The 17,084-nt window shown below is 53.1% G+C and carries 14 protein-coding genes; 5 read left to right on the top strand and 9 right to left on the bottom strand.

Going from position 1 to position 17,084, the window contains the following annotated elements; translation table 11 throughout:
- Positions 1–12 precede the first annotated feature (12 nt).
- Positions 13–1,371 (bottom strand): alkaline phosphatase, encoded by a 1,359-nt coding sequence (locus tag CWI69_RS04840; RefSeq protein ID WP_241971029.1) that lies wholly within the window; start codon positions 1,369–1,371, stop codon positions 13–15.
- A 212-nt stretch (positions 1,372–1,583) separates the two neighbouring features.
- On the opposite strand from CWI69_RS04840, the gene CWI69_RS04835 reads away from it, so the two are divergent.
- The gene (locus tag CWI69_RS04835) at positions 1,584–2,039 is read left to right on the top strand and encodes an Hsp20 family protein (protein WP_126762382.1); all 456 of its coding nucleotides are present in this window, start codon (positions 1,584–1,586) and stop codon (positions 2,037–2,039) included.
- Positions 2,040–2,102: 63 nt separating this feature from the next.
- On the opposite strand, the gene CWI69_RS04830 is transcribed toward CWI69_RS04835, so the two are convergent.
- From CWI69_RS04830 to mfd, 7 genes are all read right to left on the bottom strand, one after another.
- The gene (locus tag CWI69_RS04830; protein WP_126762380.1) at positions 2,103–2,939 is read right to left on the bottom strand and encodes a PDZ domain-containing protein; all 837 of its coding nucleotides are present in this window, start codon (positions 2,937–2,939) and stop codon (positions 2,103–2,105) included.
- Positions 2,939–3,334: a hypothetical protein gene (locus tag CWI69_RS04825; protein ID WP_126762378.1), complete on the bottom strand. Its 396-nt coding sequence runs from the start codon at positions 3,332–3,334 to the stop codon at positions 2,939–2,941. The genes CWI69_RS04830 and CWI69_RS04825 overlap by 1 nt, the downstream gene beginning before the upstream one ends.
- Positions 3,331–3,876, bottom strand: a complete 546-nt coding sequence (locus CWI69_RS04820; protein WP_157984241.1) for an RNA polymerase sigma factor — start codon at positions 3,874–3,876, stop codon at positions 3,331–3,333. Before CWI69_RS04820 ends, CWI69_RS04825 begins: the two co-directional genes overlap by 4 nt.
- Before the next feature lie 69 nt (positions 3,877–3,945).
- Positions 3,946–5,745, bottom strand: a complete 1,800-nt coding sequence (locus CWI69_RS04815; protein WP_126762374.1) for an ExeM/NucH family extracellular endonuclease — start codon at positions 5,743–5,745, stop codon at positions 3,946–3,948.
- On the bottom strand, positions 5,714–6,208 hold the full coding sequence (locus CWI69_RS04810; RefSeq protein WP_126762371.1) for a MarR family winged helix-turn-helix transcriptional regulator: 495 nt from the start codon (positions 6,206–6,208) through the stop codon (positions 5,714–5,716). Before CWI69_RS04810 ends, CWI69_RS04815 begins: the two co-directional genes overlap by 32 nt.
- A 22-nt stretch (positions 6,209–6,230) precedes the next feature.
- Positions 6,231–7,367, bottom strand: coding sequence for a CsiV family protein (locus CWI69_RS04805; protein ID WP_157984240.1), 1,137 nt, complete (start codon positions 7,365–7,367; stop codon positions 6,231–6,233).
- 10 nt (positions 7,368–7,377) lie between these two features.
- Positions 7,378–10,851 carry a transcription-repair coupling factor gene (gene mfd, locus CWI69_RS04800; protein ID WP_126762368.1) on the bottom strand — a complete coding sequence of 1,158 codons (3,474 nt, stop codon included), beginning with the start codon at positions 10,849–10,851 and terminating at the stop codon, positions 7,378–7,380.
- A gap of 143 nt (positions 10,852–10,994) precedes the next feature.
- Here mfd and CWI69_RS04795 point away from each other — a divergent pair, with 143 nt between their 5' ends.
- The 3 genes from CWI69_RS04795 to CWI69_RS04785 are packed head-to-tail and all read left to right on the top strand — an operon-like array spanning position 10,995 to position 14,167.
- A complete protein-coding gene (locus tag CWI69_RS04795) occupies positions 10,995–12,239 on the top strand; it encodes a lipoprotein-releasing ABC transporter permease subunit (RefSeq protein ID WP_126762366.1) in 1,245 nt (414 codons plus the stop codon).
- Positions 12,240–12,245: 6 nt separating this feature from the next.
- The gene (gene lolD, locus CWI69_RS04790) at positions 12,246–12,944 is read left to right on the top strand and encodes a lipoprotein-releasing ABC transporter ATP-binding protein LolD (protein ID WP_126762364.1); all 699 of its coding nucleotides are present in this window, start codon (positions 12,246–12,248) and stop codon (positions 12,942–12,944) included.
- Positions 12,941–14,167 (top strand): lipoprotein-releasing ABC transporter permease subunit, encoded by a 1,227-nt coding sequence (locus CWI69_RS04785; RefSeq protein ID WP_241971028.1) that lies wholly within the window; start codon positions 12,941–12,943, stop codon positions 14,165–14,167. Before lolD ends, CWI69_RS04785 begins: the two co-directional genes overlap by 4 nt.
- On the opposite strand, the gene CWI69_RS04780 is transcribed toward CWI69_RS04785, so the two are convergent.
- Positions 14,157–14,675 carry a DUF2062 domain-containing protein gene (locus CWI69_RS04780; protein ID WP_126762362.1) on the bottom strand — a complete coding sequence of 173 codons (519 nt, stop codon included), beginning with the start codon at positions 14,673–14,675 and terminating at the stop codon, positions 14,157–14,159. The two genes, CWI69_RS04785 and CWI69_RS04780, sit on opposite strands and share 11 nt — an antisense overlap.
- A 41-nt stretch (positions 14,676–14,716) precedes the next feature.
- On the opposite strand from CWI69_RS04780, the gene CWI69_RS04775 reads away from it, so the two are divergent.
- Positions 14,717–17,035, top strand: a complete 2,319-nt coding sequence (locus CWI69_RS04775) for a DNA internalization-related competence protein ComEC/Rec2 (RefSeq protein WP_126762360.1) — start codon at positions 14,717–14,719, stop codon at positions 17,033–17,035.
- Positions 17,036–17,084 lie beyond the last annotated feature (49 nt).

The raw sequence follows: 17,084 nt of genomic DNA, 5'->3' as shown, positions 1-17,084 counted from the left end.
CTGCAAGTCGTGCTAACGCACGATTTGCAGCAATAACTTACCGATCTCGGTATTGTCTTTATAGCCACGCAGTTGCTCCGCGTAAGGACCCGTTGCCATAATGGGCACATCCACAGCGGTGTGGCCAGTCGTCGTCCAGCCGGTGCGGGTGACTTCGCTGATTAAGGCGACCAGAGCTTTTTCCAGGATCTTTTCATGCGCACTGCGATCTAAACTACCGGCAAGTTCAATCTCGAGCAGTTGTTGCCACTGCGCGTCGCTCATCGGAAGATTCAAACGCGGTTGCAGATAATCACGCCACTGATCACGTGAACGTGTCAGCAATTCCGGAACCAGCACCTCGAGTGAATTCTCGATCGCCATGACGCGATCAGAATGCCATTCATAGACACCACCCTGACCCAAAGTGAGGCCGCCGGTAGAGTGGTCTGCTGTGACTACAATCAAGGTGTTAGGATGTTCCTGCTGAAAGTCTTTAGCGACTTGCAGTGCCTGAGCAAAGTCGTTAACTTCGCCAATCGCACAGGCGATATCGTTCGCGTGCCCGCACCAGTCAATTTTGCTGCCTTCAATCATCAGGGCAAAGGGCTTGCCGCTTTCTGCCTGAGCCTCACCTAGCAAACGTAAGGCATTCCGGGTCAGCTGTGCCAGACGTGGTTGGGCATCTATCGCGTAGGGCAGCGCCACCGGGGCAAACAGGCCCAGCACGGGTAGTTCTTGTGTGTTTGCTAATTGCTGATAGTCAGTGACGATGTGCATACCCTGTTGGGACAGCTCAGGTAACCAGTTTTTGTCGGCGCGGTTAAAGTAACTCATACCACCACCCAACAGCACATCGAAACTCCACTTGTCACCAAACTTAGTGCTGGCAAAGGAGTCGGCAATTTCGTTATACATCTGCCGTGACGGGTGATGGGTGAAAAACGAAGCTGGCGTGGCGTGGGTCACTTGTGACGTTGAGATGGCACCAGTGTGCCAACCCAACTCGCGGGCTTTTTCCATCATAGTTTGTTGCGGATGCTGCTCACTATCAACACCGATGGCACCGTTATAGCTTTTCACGCCTGTTGCCAGAGCCGTAGCGCTCGCTGCTGAGTCAGTGACCCAGGTATCATCGTCCGGATAGGTTGTTGCCGCACCAACCAGCATCTCATCAAAAGGTGTCGCTGCCAGCGCTTGGCCAGGTTGGCTTAGCGCGTAACGATAGGCTGAAATGAATTCGAAGCCCATACCATCACCAATCAGAAAGATAATGTTCGGCGGTGCAGAGGGGGTTTTTGCTTGCTCGACTTTCGCGGAAGTCGCTGAATTTTGCCCGCAAGCACTTAAAAACATTCCCATACTGGCAATCAATAAGGTACGACGAAACACTATCCATACTCCTAAACAAAATGATGACGAAATCGGTCAGATGGGGCGGATGATACCATAGCGAAGGTGACATGCGCATGACACAAGATGGATGCAAATTGTTTTGCGATGAACTCTTGAAAAGTAAATTAGTGGCACTATTTATTAAGTGTCGGAGACGTCTCAGAGAGAGTCCCGATACAACTAAACATTGCTTCCAAAGGAGAATGATTATGGCAACTATAGATTTATCACCACTTTACCGTAGTAGCATTGGATTTGATCGCATGGCACGTTTGCTGGACTCCGCAATGCGCGCGGACGGCAACGCAGCAGGCGGCTATCCTCCCTATAATATCGAAGTTATTGGCGAGAATCGCTACGCTATTACGCTGGCCGTAGCTGGTTTTTCCGATGACGAACTCAGCATCGAAGTCGAGAATGGCATGCTGAAAATCCAGGGCCGCAAGGAAGATGAAAACGAAGAACGGCAATACCTGCACAAGGGGATTGGCTTCCGTAGCTTCGAGCGCAAATTCAACCTGGCTGATCATGTTGAAGTGAAAGGCGCGAAAATGGAAAACGGTCTGTTAACCGTAGGCCTTGAGAAGGTTATTCCGGAGGCGATGAAACCTCGGAAAATCGAAATCGGCAAATCGCTGAACTTGCTGGAAGATTCTGCAAAGTAAGTCCGCGAAGTAAGTTAGCGCAACAAAAAGGGCAGCTGAGCTGCCCTTTTATATTTCTGTGCTTTAATTACTTTCACACTCTTGCTCGACTTCGCGCCAGACCACCGGCTCCCAGTACTCTTCGTTGACGGTACTGAGGCGTTTGTCGCGCACGAAGCGCGCAGCGAGGTAATAGGTAGTGTCGGCTTCGACATCAATTTCAATACTCTTAGGATGATTGATGCTGCGTGAGCGGCGTACCCAGGGATCATCGATCAGCTCGTGTATCTCCACCGTATGTTTGCCCGGTGACAACTTCACAATAGGGCGACGGGTAAGTACATTATCATCATCGATACGGACGAAATAAGCGGGGTATAAATCCCGTGCCTGCGGTGGTGTCACAAATACACTAACGCGACCACAGCTTGCTTCATCTGCTTTATCAATAACGGTTTGCGCCACATCGACCTCAAGTCGCCAGCCGGGGATCACGGTTGCTTTCACACGTCCGGATAAGGTTTTCTTCTGGCCGTTGCGCTGCACTGTTACAGTAAAGCTGTGATCATGTTCCAGTGTTTCGAGATAGCTCACTAAATCCTGCAGGGATTGTTCAGCTAATACCTGGTCGTCAATTTTCAAAATGTGATCGCCAACCTCAATACCCATTTCTTGCGCTACTGAATCACTGCGTACCGACATTACCCGGCCGTCTGGATTAAGTATTGCGCCCCAGTCAAAGTAACTCCGCGTCGGCTCCTCCAGGGTGACCGATTCAGCTTTACCTTCCGCTTTAGCGGCAGCCACAGCGGCCGCTCTGGCATGATCCCGGGCTTCCTGTTCTTGCGCAAAGCTTGCTCCGGAGCCCATCAGCCCCAGTGCTAAAGCGCCACTTAAGGTTAGAACCTGAAACTTATTCATTACTGTATCTCCTGTGCCGTGAGTCGCTCACGTTGCTGCCAAAGTTCATTGATTCGCGCTTCATCGGCATTTTGAATATAAGCCTGTTGTAATTGGCGATCGAGCGCATCCAGACTGTAGTTGCTGGCAAGTAACATCGGTGTGTCGTAGACCGTCGGCTGAGTTATTTGTTGTGGTTGTAACACCCATAACCAAGCCACTGCTGCTGCAGCTGCAACGGGTGCAAGCCAGAGCGGCCAGCGGCGACGAGGTGTCTGATCAACTATTGTTGCCTGCTGGCGAGCGCTTATCTCTTGCCAGGTTACTGGCTGAATGGGCTCCGCATAGTCCTTGAGGCGTTCCTGCAAGGCCCGCTCAGCGGCTGTTAGTTCCGACTGATGCTTAGCAGCTTTCATGACTGACTCCTCTCACGTAATTTCTTTAAAGCCCGATGGTAGCGTTGGCGCACTGTTGCTGCATTGATGGCAAACTTTTCGGCCAGTTCATCGTGACTGTAACCTTCAATCAAATACAACCACACCAGTTGATGCTCATGGTCGTCTAATACTGCGAGCAGTTGTTCGATGTTGTTGAGTTGCTGCAACCAATCGCTCTGACTAAGCCAGTCCTGGGCGTCCAGGTTCAACTCTTCGTGTTCTGCCACGGCAAGATGATGTGGCTTACGAAAGTGTGACAGAGCGGTATTCACTGTCAGCTGCTTCAGCCAGCCTCCGAGCGCACTTGCGTCGCGCAGTTGCATCAGCTTGTCAAACGCCTGGATAAATACATCCTGGGTAAGGTCGCGTGCCAATTCAGCATCGCGGGACATACCGTGAAGCAGACGCTGCACGGCGGGTTGGTAAGTCTCAAAAATCACCCGCTGGCAGTCACGACGGCCGCGTTGCGCGCCTTTCACGGTACCTGCGGGAACTGATTGAGCAAATCCTATTTTAGCCATGCGCATCCTGTTGCAACGTATCTACGCTATAAGATGCAACAGGACACTAAGATGTGACAAGCGGATCAGTTAAAATTGTATATCGGCGATGATCGGGTCATGATCTGATGAACGGTAAGGATTGACTGCGAACCAGTCAGGGTTCTGCTGGTAACCTCTATAGCTTAGCGCTGGCGGCTCATCGGCGTTGATCAGCCAATGCTGTTGATTGAGGACGCGACCATGTAAAGCAGCTGAAACCAATAAATGATCAAGACTTCCGGCCTGTGCATCATAAACGTAAGAGTAGCCTGATGGCTCGAAATGCTCGACCCGGTTATGGTACCCGGCATCCTCCATCAGGGTCATAGGATCTTCTTTAGCATAAGCGTTAAAATCGCCGAGCAGAATTTGAGCTGGGGTGCGCGCCAGTAGCGGCTCAGTTTCCATAAACTCAACGAGGAGTTGCGCCGACTCAACCCGGGCTGCGTTCCAGCAGGCCTGTCCATCATTTTGATTGGCATTTGGATGGTCCGCTTCACGCGGGCAAGAGCCTTTGGATTTGAAATGATTCACCGCAACGACGAACGCTTCTTCAGTACCTTCAGCTTGCATGCGCTGAATCAGGGGATAGCGGCTGCGGTTACTGAAAGGACCTTTGGTAATGGTTAGCGGCTTGCCTAATGGCGTTACCCGATCACTGCGATAAATCAGACCATTGGTAATGGCTGCGCCGCCAAAACCTTGTTCTGCAGCTTGTACGAACTGCCAGGGCGCGCCAGTTTTAGCGCGCAACTGTTCGGTCAGTCTGACAATTGCACTGTGCTCACCGTAGCCGTCATTCTCGATCTCCATCAGACCGACAACATCAGCATCCAGCGCCGCTAACGCGGCAATAATTTTAGCTTCCTGACGGGCGAAGCCAGCTGCAGTTTCCGCTCCGCGTTCGGTTGGGAACGTGCGCTCAGAGCCTTCACCGTTAAAATAATTCAGCACGTTGAAGGTAGCCACACGCAGTACACTGGAATCGTCGCTACGAACTGGGGCGAGTGGACGCGGGTTGGTGTTATGAAACTCAAGTTGCGCAGTCGGCTGGATGCGGTAGCTGCCGTTGAATTCACTGAGGATGCCGACCACATTCGACACCTCATCACCACTACGTAAACTATTGCCGGCGGCCAGTTGCGGCGCTGGATACGGGACGCTTGCCGGATTGGGCGCCTGATTGTCGTCAATAAGCAAGCGCTTCAATTCATTCGCAGTGGCATAAGCCCGCGCGGGTGCGCCCGGTGCAACGACCTGAGTCGGTGTATAGAGGCGCTCATTGGCAACATCGAAACTACCATGGCGGCCCAGCAGATAGGTGCCGTTGACTACGAGTTGCTGTGGTAGCTGAACGTACTGACCTTCGAGCTGCTCAAAGATGGCTTTATCAGCGACAGGCAACCTCAGCTCGCGTGGCTGCGGTAACTCTGTTTGTCCGCAGTTGCGGACAGAACTTACGTTATCGAGTTGCGTCAGTTGTTGCTGTTCGCCCACAACACCGGAGACTTCAACAAGGTCCCCGGCCGTCACCTGGGGAGTGCTGGCCTGGACGAAAAGTCCGGCACTGGCATCACCAATGGTTTGCTGGATGAAAAAACCGCCAAGTTGGTCGGGCTGCTGCCAGGCTGCAGTAACAGTACCTATAACCACCACCTCCTGGCCAACTAACGGTGACTGCATAGCCTCGCCTTGCACAGCTGCGATACTCACCGAGGCCTCACATTGTGGCGCCGTTGCGACCTGAGCCGGGGTCGGGTTGGTTGTGCAAGCGCTCAGGCTCAACGCCAGCAGTGCGGCCCACGGGAAGCTTAGTTTAATCATCTTGGGGGAAATGGTGTTTTGCATAGGTTCCTACTTCTAAAACGTCCGCGGCATCAAGCCGTTCGGCATCCATCATGGCAGCGATGCGCTGCATGGCTGCAAGTAATTGTGATTGTTCCCAATCCGCGAGGGCCTGAAACTTGTTGATAAAATCTTCCTGCAACGGGCGGGGGGCGGCGCTTAAACGTTCCGCTCCCTGTGGTGTCAGGGAAAGTACCACCCGGCGTCTGTCCTGAGTGCTACGCTCACGGTGGATGAGCTGCCGTTGCTCCAGCCGATCAATAACATTACTGACAGTAGCGGGGCTCAAGGTAATATTCTGCGCCACTGCACTTGCTGTAATTCCTGAAGGGGCCAGCGCAACTTCGCGCAAAATAAGCAATTGCGGAGCTGTTAGTCCGGTAGATTTATGCAGTTGCTTGGAATACAGATCCGTGGCGCGAATAACCTTGCGCAATGCCAGTAACAGCTCTTCGTATTTTTCCATTACAATGGTCCTCCGCCGGCAACTAAAAGCGAGGGGCGGAGAGGTCGGTGCGTCGTATTTGTACTACGAGTCCGAGTTTCGGGTGATCAAAATAATGGGTTTCATGACTGATCACCCGCCGCAGTTGCTCTAAATTGAAGCTGCGTAAGAAGGTTCCACTGTTATCGCCCTGCAGTGCCTGTTCCGCTTGCGCTGCAAGAGATGCCGGTCGCCATAGCACCTGCTGTGGTTCGCGCAATTCGAGATCGCTGGCAATATGTAAATAATTGCCGACCAGATAAATATGCATAGTGCCATCGAGCTGCCACACCGCCTCTGGTGTATCCGGTCGTTGCAGTAGTGGCGGTGGAGCCAGTGGCTGGTCGTCATTACGCGCGGTAAAGTGTAACGCTGCCTGCTGCTGTAGTTGTACGAGTTCCGCCAGACGTTTAGTAAGCGGGGCTTCTGCGTCCGCGTCAGCTTCGGCTTCAAAGGCCAAAAACTCATCTTGGTCAGTTGCATAAGGGTAGCCGCTTGGGGCGTAAGTTTTGCCATAGTTAACGCCGCCGAATAAGCGCACTTTATAATTTTGATTAATACCGAATACGGGCTGGTACCAGCTCAAATGCATTAAGGGTTTGCCAACCCCACGACGGACAATTTGCTCGCGCATTTCGCTTAATTGCAGTTGTTTTTCCTGTCCTAGGAAGACATTTGTGGCCTTATTTACGTCGCCACCAGGGCCATCAACCACTTGTTCAGGGGCGCGATCAAGTAAAGCGATGGCGCGTTCCGGACGGTGCCAGTTCATTGGTAACCACTGACTGAGCTCTAGCGGTCGGGCACATAAAACGGCGTCGGGGTCGAAGGTTGGAATGACACCGGGAACTTTACATTCAGGTAAAGCCACTATTGCCGGATGAATATCAGGCGCAAAATAGTGGGTTAAAAAATCGTATTGGACGTTTTCCGGCGCAGACGGACCTTGCCAGCTGAATGATTCAGCTACGGGTTGGCTATTGGTGTGAGCAAAAACCAAAACTTCGACTTCGAACCAGCGCCAGGTGTCAGGGTCTGGCTGTTGCTGGGCCACTGCGGCTTGACTGCCAATCACGGCGGCCAGCACGAGGGTCGTTTTGCTGAGCTGATGTAATCGCTGCCAGAGCGAATCTGCGGCCATTTTTCTATCCTTAACGCTGCATGTTTTCGGCAAAATCATCTAGCAACGACTCTACCAGTTTCAGCCGTGCTTGAGTATCTTCAATTTTAACAAGAACACGTAAACGTGCGGGACCTTCGAGGCGGTAATCCTGCGGCGAGTTCTGAATCAGCGCAATCAGGAAATCCGGTCGTACTTTTGTGTCCTGGGCAAATTCAATGCTGATCCCCAGTGGACCACCATCGATCTTTCGTATACCTAACCGGCCCGCACGATTGCGTAATTCGGTAATGCGGATCAAGTTTTTCGCGGCGTCAGGTAACAGCCCGAAACGGTCAATCATTTCAACCTGCAGTGCCCGCAGGTCGTCCGCTGATTCGGCACTGGCAATGCGCTTGTACATACTCAAACGCAGCGTAACATCGGCGATATAGTGTTCGGGCAATAACGCCGGAACCCGCAGGTCAACCTCGCTCTGTGCTTGCAGCAAGGTATCAAGCGCTGGCTCTTTGCCTTCGCGCAAGGCTTGTACCGCCTGCTCCAGCATTTCCATGTAAAGAGTAAAGCCAATCGTTTCGATTTGCCCGCTTTGGTCATCACCCAGCAGTTCACCGGCGCCACGAATCTCCAGGTCATGGGTGGCGAGCATGAAGCCAGCGCCCAGATCTTCCAGTTGCGCTATAGCTTCCAGTCGTTTCAGCGCATCCTTGGTCATCCGTTTCGGATGTGGCGTAAGCAAATAGGCATAGGCTTGATGGTGTGAGCGTCCCACCCGGCCGCGGAGCTGGTGCATCTGGGCTAATCCCAGATGGTCGGCGCGATCCATGATAATGGTATTGGCAGTGGGAACATCGATGCCGGTTTCAATGATGGTGGTACACACCAGTACATTAAAGCGCTGATGATAAAAGTCTGACATTATGCGTTCCAGTTCGCGTTCACGCATTTGGCCGTGCGCGGTGATGATGCGCGCTTCAGGAACTAATTCAGCAAGTTCACGGGCGGTCTTTTCAATAGTCTCGACATTATTGTGTAAGAAGTAGACCTGCCCACCACGTAAAATCTCGCGCAGTATTGCTTCGCGAATAGTGGGGGCATCATATTCCCGGACAAAGGTTTTCACCGCCAGACGCTTGGCCGGCGGGGTGGCAATGATCGAGAGATCGCGCACGCCATTCATGGCCATGTTTAAGGTGCGTGGAATCGGGGTAGCGGTCAGGGTGAGAATATCTACATCGGAGCGCAGTCGTTTAATCGCTTCTTTTTGCCGCACGCCAAAGCGATGTTCCTCATCGACAATCAGTAAGCCCAGATCTTTAAATTTGATAGTGCCCTGCAGAAGCTTGTGGGTACCTATGACGATATCGATCTTGCCCGTTTGCGCATCGGCGAGAATTTGCTGAGTTTGTTTTGCTGTTTTAAACCGCGACAGAACTTCAATCCGGATCGGCCAGTCGGCAAAGCGGTCCTTAAAGTTTTCGTAGTGCTGCTGAGCCAGCAGGGTGGTCGGCACCAGCACTGCCACTTGCTTACCATCATTGACCGCGACAAAGGCGGCGCGCATCGCTACTTCGGTTTTGCCAAAACCAACGTCACCACAAACTAAGCGGTCCATGGCACGGTCTGATTGCATGTCCGCAAGTACTGCACCTATGGCCTGTTGCTGGTCGTCCGTTTCTTCGAAGGGGAAGCTGTTGGCGAAGCGTTGGTAATCGCTCTGTTCCATTTGATAGTGGTAGCCAGGCTTGGCTTCACGCCGGGCGTAGACGTCGAGCAATTCCGCTGCCACGTCACGAATTTTTTCCGCGGCTTTGCGTTTGGCGCGTTCCCAGGTGTCGTTGCCAAGTTTGTGCAGTGGGGCGCTGGCTTCCTCACCGCCACTGTAACGTGACAGCACATGCAGCGAGGCTACAGGAACATAAAGTTTACTGTTATTGGCATATTCGATAGTGACGAATTCGGTGGTCATGCCGCCGGTTTCAATGGTCTGAAGCCCCTGATAGCGACCCACACCATGGTCGATGTGTACCAAAGGCTGACCAACACGAAGCTCGGCCAGGTTACGTACCATTTGTTCACTGGTGACCGTCGCTTTCTGGTCACGGCGGCGGCGCTGAGCAATGCGGTTACCAAGTAACTCGGTCTCGGTGATGACGGCTAGTTTGGCGTCATGCAGGATAAATGAATTGATTAACGGCCCTACCGTAATCGCAGTACGGGCAGGGTGATCATGGATTGCTGTTAAATGGTCAAGCTCCTGCATTTCCAGTTGCAGCGGCGCCAGTAAATCACGCAATGATTCGCGTCGGCCTGCGGTCTCAGCAACAAAAACGACTTTGTAATTGGCCTGGTGCAGCTCGGTCAGCTTCTTGCGTAATGCTTGCAGGGGGTCTTTCAGCTGATGATTTAGTGCGATCTCACCGATGGTGGCGGTGGTAAACTCCTGCCGGCCGGGCTGTGGCTTGTCGTCAGGTACGAAGGCGCGCACCCGTGGCAGCTCTTTGAAGCGCTGATGCACCTGATCAACGGGCATAAACAGCTGCTGCGGCGGCAGTAATGGCCGCAAGCGATCGTAACGACGCTGTTCATAGCGCTGATTAATATCATGCCAGAGATGGTCAAGACTGCCCTGCAGATCACCAAAGGTAACCAACAAAGTGTCCTCGGGCAGGTAGTCGAACAGGGTTGCGGTGGTTTCAAAAAATAACGGCAAATAGTATTCGATGCCGCCTGGAAACTGATTCTGTGACACCTGATAGTAGATGGAATCACGCTCGTTAGAGGCGTCAAATAAGTCACGGTAGCGGGCGCGAAAGCCTTCAATTGCGGTTGGCGTGGTCGGAAACTCATGTGCCGGCAGCAAGTCGATGGCATCCACCTCAGCAGCCGAAAGTTGCGTATCGGGATCGAAGGTGCGGATGGAATCCACTTCATCGTCGAAAAAGTCAATCCGATAGGGGGAGGTGCTACCCATCGGATACAGATCAAGTAATGAGCCGCGGGCACAGAATTCACCGTGCTCCATGACTTGATTCACGTGCCGGTAGCCCGCGCGCTCAAGGCGCTGGCGCAAGCGGTGGCCGTCGAGTTGTTGTCCTTTTTCTACCTGCAGTGCCTGACCACTCACATAATCCGTTGGTGAGATGCGATGCAGTAGGGTATTTAATGAAACAATCAAGGCACCGTCATGCATACCGGGTAACTTAGCCAGCACGCTGAGGCGTTCAGAGATAATGTCCTGGTGGGGTGAGAAGCTATCGTACGGCAGAGTTTCCCAGTCCGGGAATACCAACACCTGATCGCCCTTGGCACTGAGGTAACTGATCTCATGTTCGAGCCGATGCGCCTGCGGTGCATCTGGCGTGACAATAAGCACAGGCCGGTCATACTGGTCTATCAGCCGTGCCAGCGCATAGGCAATGCTGCTGCCGGCGAGGCCATGCCAGGTGATATCTGTGCGTGCTGATGGTGGTCGTGGTGGGGTTAGGATCGATGCCTTGCTCATGGGTCCTGCTTCGTTAACTTCTCAAGTGGTTCAAAGTATACCTGAAACTCCGACTTGGATCAGTGCGCAGATTTCATTATGCTTGCAGCGCAACCTTGCGCGCGTGCAGGGACCACTGACAGCAGAGACGCACAGCAAAAATTATGTTCCAACCGTTATCTCTATTTCTTGGCTTACGCTACACCCGCGCCCGCTATGGTCAGCGATTCACCCGGTTTATTCAACGGGTGTCCTTGTTCGGTTTGATCCTTGGCGTGGCAGCCTTGATTATCGTTGGTTCGGTGATGAACGGTTTTGAAGCTGAGCTTAAAAACCGCATTCTGAGTGTGGTGCCACAACTTGAAGTGACTCAGGCGGCTGATGAAACTGGTGGTATTGCTGATTGGCAGGGTCTGCTCGAAGCGCTTCCTCCACAGTCCGGGCAACAAGCGGTGGTGCCTGAGGTTACCAGTGAAGGCGTGGTGCAAAGTGAACAGCAGTTACAGGCAGTGAGCGTGCAGGGTATCTTCCCCGAGAGCCCGGGCAGTGCGATTCAGTTGCATCCACTGCGACAGCATTTAAGCACGGGCGAACTCGATCTGCGCGCCGGCAGTTATCATGTGGTGCTGGGTTACAGTCTGGCGCAGCAGTTGAACGTCTGGCCAGGACAAAAGATCCGCTTAATTGCCGCAGGAGGGGGAATTTATACGCCCCTGGGACTGTTGCCGGCACAGCGGCTGGTTACTGTGGTTGGTGTGGTAAGAATGCAGTCGGAAGCGGATGAGCATTTAGTGGTCATGAATGGTGCCGATCTCGCACGGATATTGCGGATGGCGCCAAACCACGTAACTGGGGTACGCTACTACTTTGCTGATCCGTTTCAGGCATTGCCTGCCGCGGCCCAGTTGCAGGCAGAGCTACAGGACGGGTTGCAGGTTAAGAGCTGGCGGGAAAGTTATGGCCACCTGTTCGACGCAGTCAGTATGGAAAAACGTATGATAAACCTGATGCTGGGATTAATCATCGCGGTCGCGGCCTTCAACATCGTTTCGTCGCTGATGATGGTGGTACAGGATAAACGCAGTGATATCGCAATTTTGAATACCATGGGGCTGGCGCCATATAAAATCCGTCGTATGATCATGTTTCAGGGGCTGACAACCGGGGTGATTGGCAGCTCAATCGGTCTTGGTCTGGGACTTTTAATCAGCCGGTTCATCAATGATATTTTACGCGCGGTGGGAGTCGACTTGAGTTTTGCCGGTCCTGCCGGGTTGCCGGTGGTTGTCGATGTCTGGCAGGTTAGTGCGACGGTTTTCGCCGCGTTGTTGCTGACCTTTCTGGCAACTTTGTTTCCTGCCTGGCAGGCCAGTCATGTGCTGCCAGCGCACGCACTTCGCTACGAGTAGGAATTTATGGCTACAGAGTTATTGACCTGTGAGCAGGTAGGCAAAAGTTATTGGGACGGCAATCATAACCTGGAAGTACTGCAGGGCGTCAATTTAGCACTTAATGAAGGTCAGTTGCTGGCGATCGTCGGTAGCTCAGGTTCCGGCAAAAGTACTTTGCTGCACTGCATGGGCGGACTGGATAAACCAAGTACCGGACAGATCCTGTTCCGCGGCAACGACCTGGCGAAATGGTCCCCCCGGATGCTGGCGGACTGGCGCAATCAGCACTTAGGTTTTGTCTATCAGTTTCATCATTTATTGCCGGAATTTAATGCGCTTGAGAATATTGCGATGCCGCTGCTAATCAGCGGGCAAAGCGCCAGCCAGGCGCGTCAGCGGGCAACCCAGCTGCTGCAGCGGGTTGGTCTTGCGGATCGCGGACAACACCGGCCAGCAGAGCTTTCAGGGGGCGAGCGGCAGCGAGTGGCTATCGCCCGGGCATTGGCCAATAACCCCGCGTTGGTATTGGCGGATGAACCTACCGGCAATCTTGACGATGAAACGGCACGGCAGGTGATGGCGCTGATGCTTGAACTCAACCGCGAGTTTGGTACGGCCTTTGTTATCGTTACCCATGATCAGAAAATAGCCCGTGCTTTACCGAAACAAGTGCAGTTACACCACGGTAAAATTGTCCCGCAGACAGCCGGGGCTGCTAAATGATGCATGGTTGGCGGTTGGCATGGCAGTTAGCCAGACGCTTTCGACGGGGTCGCGAGCGCAGTCGTTTTCTGTCTTTTATTTCAGCTTCATCCACCGTTGGCATAGCGTTAGGCTGCGCTGTTTTTATTGCTGGTTTGAGTGTCATGAATGGTTTTGCCGATGTACTGCAACAACGTTTTTTAAAGTTGGTTCCGCACATTGAGTTTACGGCGGTAGAAGGACATCTGCAGTATCCCGAGGCCATCTTCGAATTAGCTGCTGAGCACCCGGAAGTGGTAAGTGCACGTCCGGTTATCCGAACCCAGGGTCTGGTGCAAAAAGGTCGTGAATTTGTTGGGGTACAGCTCACCGGTGTTGATCCAATGCGCGAGCATGCGATTCAGGATTACATGAGTCCGGCCAGCTGGCAGGCACTCGAACAGGAAGGGGCTATTATTCTCGGTGCCGATCTCGCGCAACGACTGGAGCTTTCACAAGGCGATAAACTGACTCTGGTGGTGGCTTCGGAAGAGGGTTTTCAGGCGCCCAAACGGCAGACTCTGACATTGGCCGGAACTTTTAAATTTGGTGGCCAGGTCGACCACCAACTGGGCTATGTAAACCTTACTACTGCCCGTGAGTTGACTGGTTTGGAGCACGGCATTAGCGGTGTCGAATTAGAAGTGAGTGCGTTATTTGCCGCGGAACGGATTGCCAATGAAATCGGTTACCAGCTGCGCGATTATGTGTATCTGGATCATTGGATGCGGGCGCAGGGTCATTTGTACCGCGATATCCAGATGGTACGTACGGTGATGTACCTGGTGTTAATTCTGGTGTTAGCGGTGGCTTGTTTTAATATCGTTTCTACGCTGGTAATGACAGTGCAGGAAAAACAACGCCATATTGGCGTGTTGCGCACCATGGGCATGCGCGGCAGTGGTCTGGTCAAAATTTTTGTTTTACAGGGACTGCAAAATGGCTTGCTGGGAGTTTCCTTTGGTGCCGTGGCTGGCATCCTGCTGAGCTGGAACCTGCCAACACTGCTGGCACTGCTGGAATCCTTGACCGGCAATACCCTGCTTGCCAGCGATGTTTATTTTGTTGATCGCATTCCAGTTCAGTTGCATGCGCTGGATGTGGTCTGGGTGTGCGCCGTGGCCTTAGTGTTAAGTTTGCTGGCGACATTGTATCCCGCGTGGCAGGCAACCCGGGTTGAAGTTGTGAAAGCAATTAGCGCTTAGTTCGCGATGCTCTTGCGCGCCACGCGCTTACAACTGACTGGCGCCACAACAAGCGGATAACGAAGTAGCCGACAATACTGGCGAGCGTACCTAGAACCAGGCAACCTAGTAAAAATGCCGGACCAATGGTGGCGATGCTGTGCCCCAGCCACTGCCAGGAAAGCTCAAAGTGAAATGGTTGCGAGGGTGCACCGATAATCCAGGTACCCACCACATAACAAAAATAAAATAAGGGTGGCATGGTGATCGGGTTCGATACCCAGACCAGGGCAATTGACAGCGGCAGATTAACGCGAAACGGAATCGCTGCTGCAGCGGCTAGCAGCATTTGAAAAGGAACTGGAATAAAAGCACAGAATAGGCCAATAGCAAACGCGCCTGAGGCCGAGCGGCGGTTCAGGTGCCAAAGATTCGCATCGTGCAGTAATTTTCCAAATACTTTTAGACTGCGACTGTTTTTGATCGCATCGTGATCCGGCATGATGCGCTGGAAAAACTTTCTCGGCATGCTTAAAAACTCGTCATTGCAACGTTACAGGTACAACATCCATGGATCGGTCGTTGTGCGCATTCCTTATTGGCTTCGCGCTAAGCTTTAGTTTATCAGCTGTTACCGATGTTTGGCATTGGTTCTTATTGGCCGGGCTGGCGCTCGTCTGTTTCATGCTGAGCAGCTGCCAGCAGTTGCGAACCCGACTCATAGGGTGCGTATTGTGCGGCATTCTATGGGGCACTGGCAACGCCTATTTCGTTCAACGCATGGTTATTGATGATCAGTGGACTCAAACAACCATTGATGCTGTAGTGAATGTTACTGCGGTGAGCCACTACCAACCGGGGTACTGGCGAATTATCGGCAGCATACGACAACTTCAGAATGAACCTCTACAGCCCCAGCTTAAAGCCAGACTGCAATGGTATCAACCTCACGCCGATGCGCCTCAACGGCTACCTCGACAGGGTGAAACATGGCGGTTTAGTGTGCGGCTGCGACACCCGCAGGGCACTCGCAACGAAGGTAGCATGAGCTATCATCGCTACTTGCTTGGACAGGGAATTAGCGTCCTTGGTTCCATCCGCTCCGGGCAGCTCCTTGAAGGTCAGGTCAGCTGGCGACAACGGTTGGTAAGTGGCGTTGACGCCGCGCTGACTAATGTCGTGCAACGCGGACCTCTGCTGGCATTGCTAGTGGGGGAGCGCTATCAAATGTCGCCAGACGCGTGGACCACAGTGCAGCAAACGGGACTGGCGCATTTAATCGCGATTTCTGGTTTACATCTGTCATTGGTGGCCGGTTTTGCGCTGCTTTTTCTGTGGCACAGTATTGCCGTAGTTATTCGCAGTCGGCGCCGGCGCGATCTGAGTAACTTGTGGCATTACGCACCGTGGGTAGCTCTGCTGGTTGCCTTTGCTTATGCCTGGCTGGCGGGTTTCGCTATTGCCACCTTGCGTGCGGTGCTGATGTTAACTGTAGTATTGCTGCATAAACAACTCGGTTGGCGGGCGAGTCCACCGCGGCTGTTGTTGCGTGCGGCAACAGTGGTGGTGTTGGTTGAACCTATGGCGCCGTTAACGACTGGCTTTTGGCTATCGGTGAGCGCTGTTGCAGCGATCGTATTTATGAACTGGCGTTGGCGCCGCTATCGCGGACGCTGGGCGAAGCTACGTGAGTGGTGGCGCTTTGAATGGCTGATGACGCTACTGTTCTGGCCTTTGATGGCACTATGGTTTGCTGGAGTACCCGTCGCCGCGGCACTGATTAATCTGGTTGTAGTACCACTGGTAAGTTTTTGGGTCTTGCCGCTGGGATTATTTGGCGTACTGGCAGTCGCACTGGGGCAGCTTGCTGTTGCTGAACAGATATTCCTGTTGGCGCAATGGCCCTTTAACCAGCTTTGGCCATTGCTGAATTGGCTGGCGGAACATCCCTGGCAGTGGCTGGATGCTTCAGCTTTACCCCATTGGCCGTGGTTAGTTGCTGCTGTGGTAATAGTTATTGTTCCGTTAGCCTGGCGCTGGCGTGGAATAGCACTACTGACGCTTCTGTTTGGGCAGCTGGTGGTTGCTGCGCTGCCGGAGCCGCGGCAGTTGCTGGTAAACGTGCTGGACGTTGAACAAGGCACAGCATTGGTGCTGCAACGTCAGGGGCATGCGCTGCTGATCGACACCGGCGCCAGCTGGGACGGTTCGGTAGCGATGGCGGATCGCGTTATTGTGCCCTTTCTGCAAGCTAAACGCTTGCGTCCTGAACTGGCTTTCATCACCCACACCGACCGTGATCATGAAGGCGGCTATAGCCGTTTGCAGCAACGCTATTCCCGGTTGCGGTGGTATGGCGGATCCAGCGGTACACCTTGCATCGCAGGACAAAGTGGCGTCTGGCGTGAGGTCAGTTGGCGGGTACTGCATCCGCGGGATGAGTCTGGCGTTGGTAACCGCCACAATAACTCCTCCTGTGTCCTGTTACTGCAGTTCGATTCGGTAAGGTTTCTGATAACTGGTGATATTGAGAAGTCGGCGGAACGGCAATTGCTGGCTACGCTGGCACCGTTAACCGCAGATATTCTGCTGGTTCCTCACCACGGCAGCAAAACTTCATCCGAGGGGTATTTTATTCGGCATGTTAAACCCTCACTGGCATTGGCGAGCCGTGGACGCAACAATCCTTATGGTCAGGTCCACCCAGACGTTGCCGCGCGCTATGCTGAACATCGCATTACGCTGCTGGACACGGCCCGCGGAGGGCAAATCACGCTATGGACCGATGGTACCCGCTGGCATGCCAGACAACCTCTGGCACAGCAGTTTGGCAGCTGGTTTGATGTTGACCCTCACGCTGAAACCGCGTCCTCCGTTCGCAGAAACTAGCCAGTGAGAGCAGAAAACGGTTAGAATGATTGCATTATTTGCCAGTAGA

Source organism: Pseudidiomarina halophila, assembly GCF_003987215.1.
GTDB classification, from domain to species: domain Bacteria; phylum Pseudomonadota; class Gammaproteobacteria; order Enterobacterales; family Alteromonadaceae; genus Pseudidiomarina; species Pseudidiomarina halophila.
Note: the sequence above shows the minus strand (reverse complement) of the source record. Positions and strands in the feature narration are given on the sequence as shown.

Bases quoted from the DNA above. Each gene is read 5' to 3' on its own strand.
- CWI69_RS04830 (WP_126762380.1), bottom strand. From the start codon at position 2,939: ATGAATAAGTTTCAGGTTCTAACCTTAAGTGGCGCTTTAGCACTGGGG.
- CWI69_RS04815 (WP_126762374.1), bottom strand. From the start codon at position 5,745: ATGCAAAACACCATTTCCCCCAAGATGATTAAACTAAGCTTCCCGTGG.
- CWI69_RS04775 (WP_126762360.1), top strand. From the start codon at position 14,717: ATGGATCGGTCGTTGTGCGCATTCCTTATTGGCTTCGCGCTAAGCTTT.
- CWI69_RS04835 (WP_126762382.1), top strand. From the start codon at position 1,584: ATGGCAACTATAGATTTATCACCACTTTACCGTAGTAGCATTGGATTT.
- CWI69_RS04795 (WP_126762366.1), top strand. From the start codon at position 10,995: ATGTTCCAACCGTTATCTCTATTTCTTGGCTTACGCTACACCCGCGCC.
- CWI69_RS04780 (WP_126762362.1), bottom strand. From the start codon at position 14,675: ATGCCGAGAAAGTTTTTCCAGCGCATCATGCCGGATCACGATGCGATC.
- CWI69_RS04810 (WP_126762371.1), bottom strand. From the start codon at position 6,208: ATGGAAAAATACGAAGAGCTGTTACTGGCATTGCGCAAGGTTATTCGC.
- CWI69_RS04785 (WP_241971028.1), top strand. From the start codon at position 12,941: ATGATGCATGGTTGGCGGTTGGCATGGCAGTTAGCCAGACGCTTTCGA.
- CWI69_RS04825 (WP_126762378.1), bottom strand. From the start codon at position 3,334: ATGAAAGCTGCTAAGCATCAGTCGGAACTAACAGCCGCTGAGCGGGCC.
- CWI69_RS04805 (WP_157984240.1), bottom strand. From the start codon at position 7,367: ATGGCCGCAGATTCGCTCTGGCAGCGATTACATCAGCTCAGCAAAACG.
- mfd (WP_126762368.1), bottom strand. From the start codon at position 10,851: ATGAGCAAGGCATCGATCCTAACCCCACCACGACCACCATCAGCACGC.
- CWI69_RS04820 (WP_157984241.1), bottom strand. From the start codon at position 3,876: ATGGCTAAAATAGGATTTGCTCAATCAGTTCCCGCAGGTACCGTGAAA.
- lolD (WP_126762364.1), top strand. From the start codon at position 12,246: ATGGCTACAGAGTTATTGACCTGTGAGCAGGTAGGCAAAAGTTATTGG.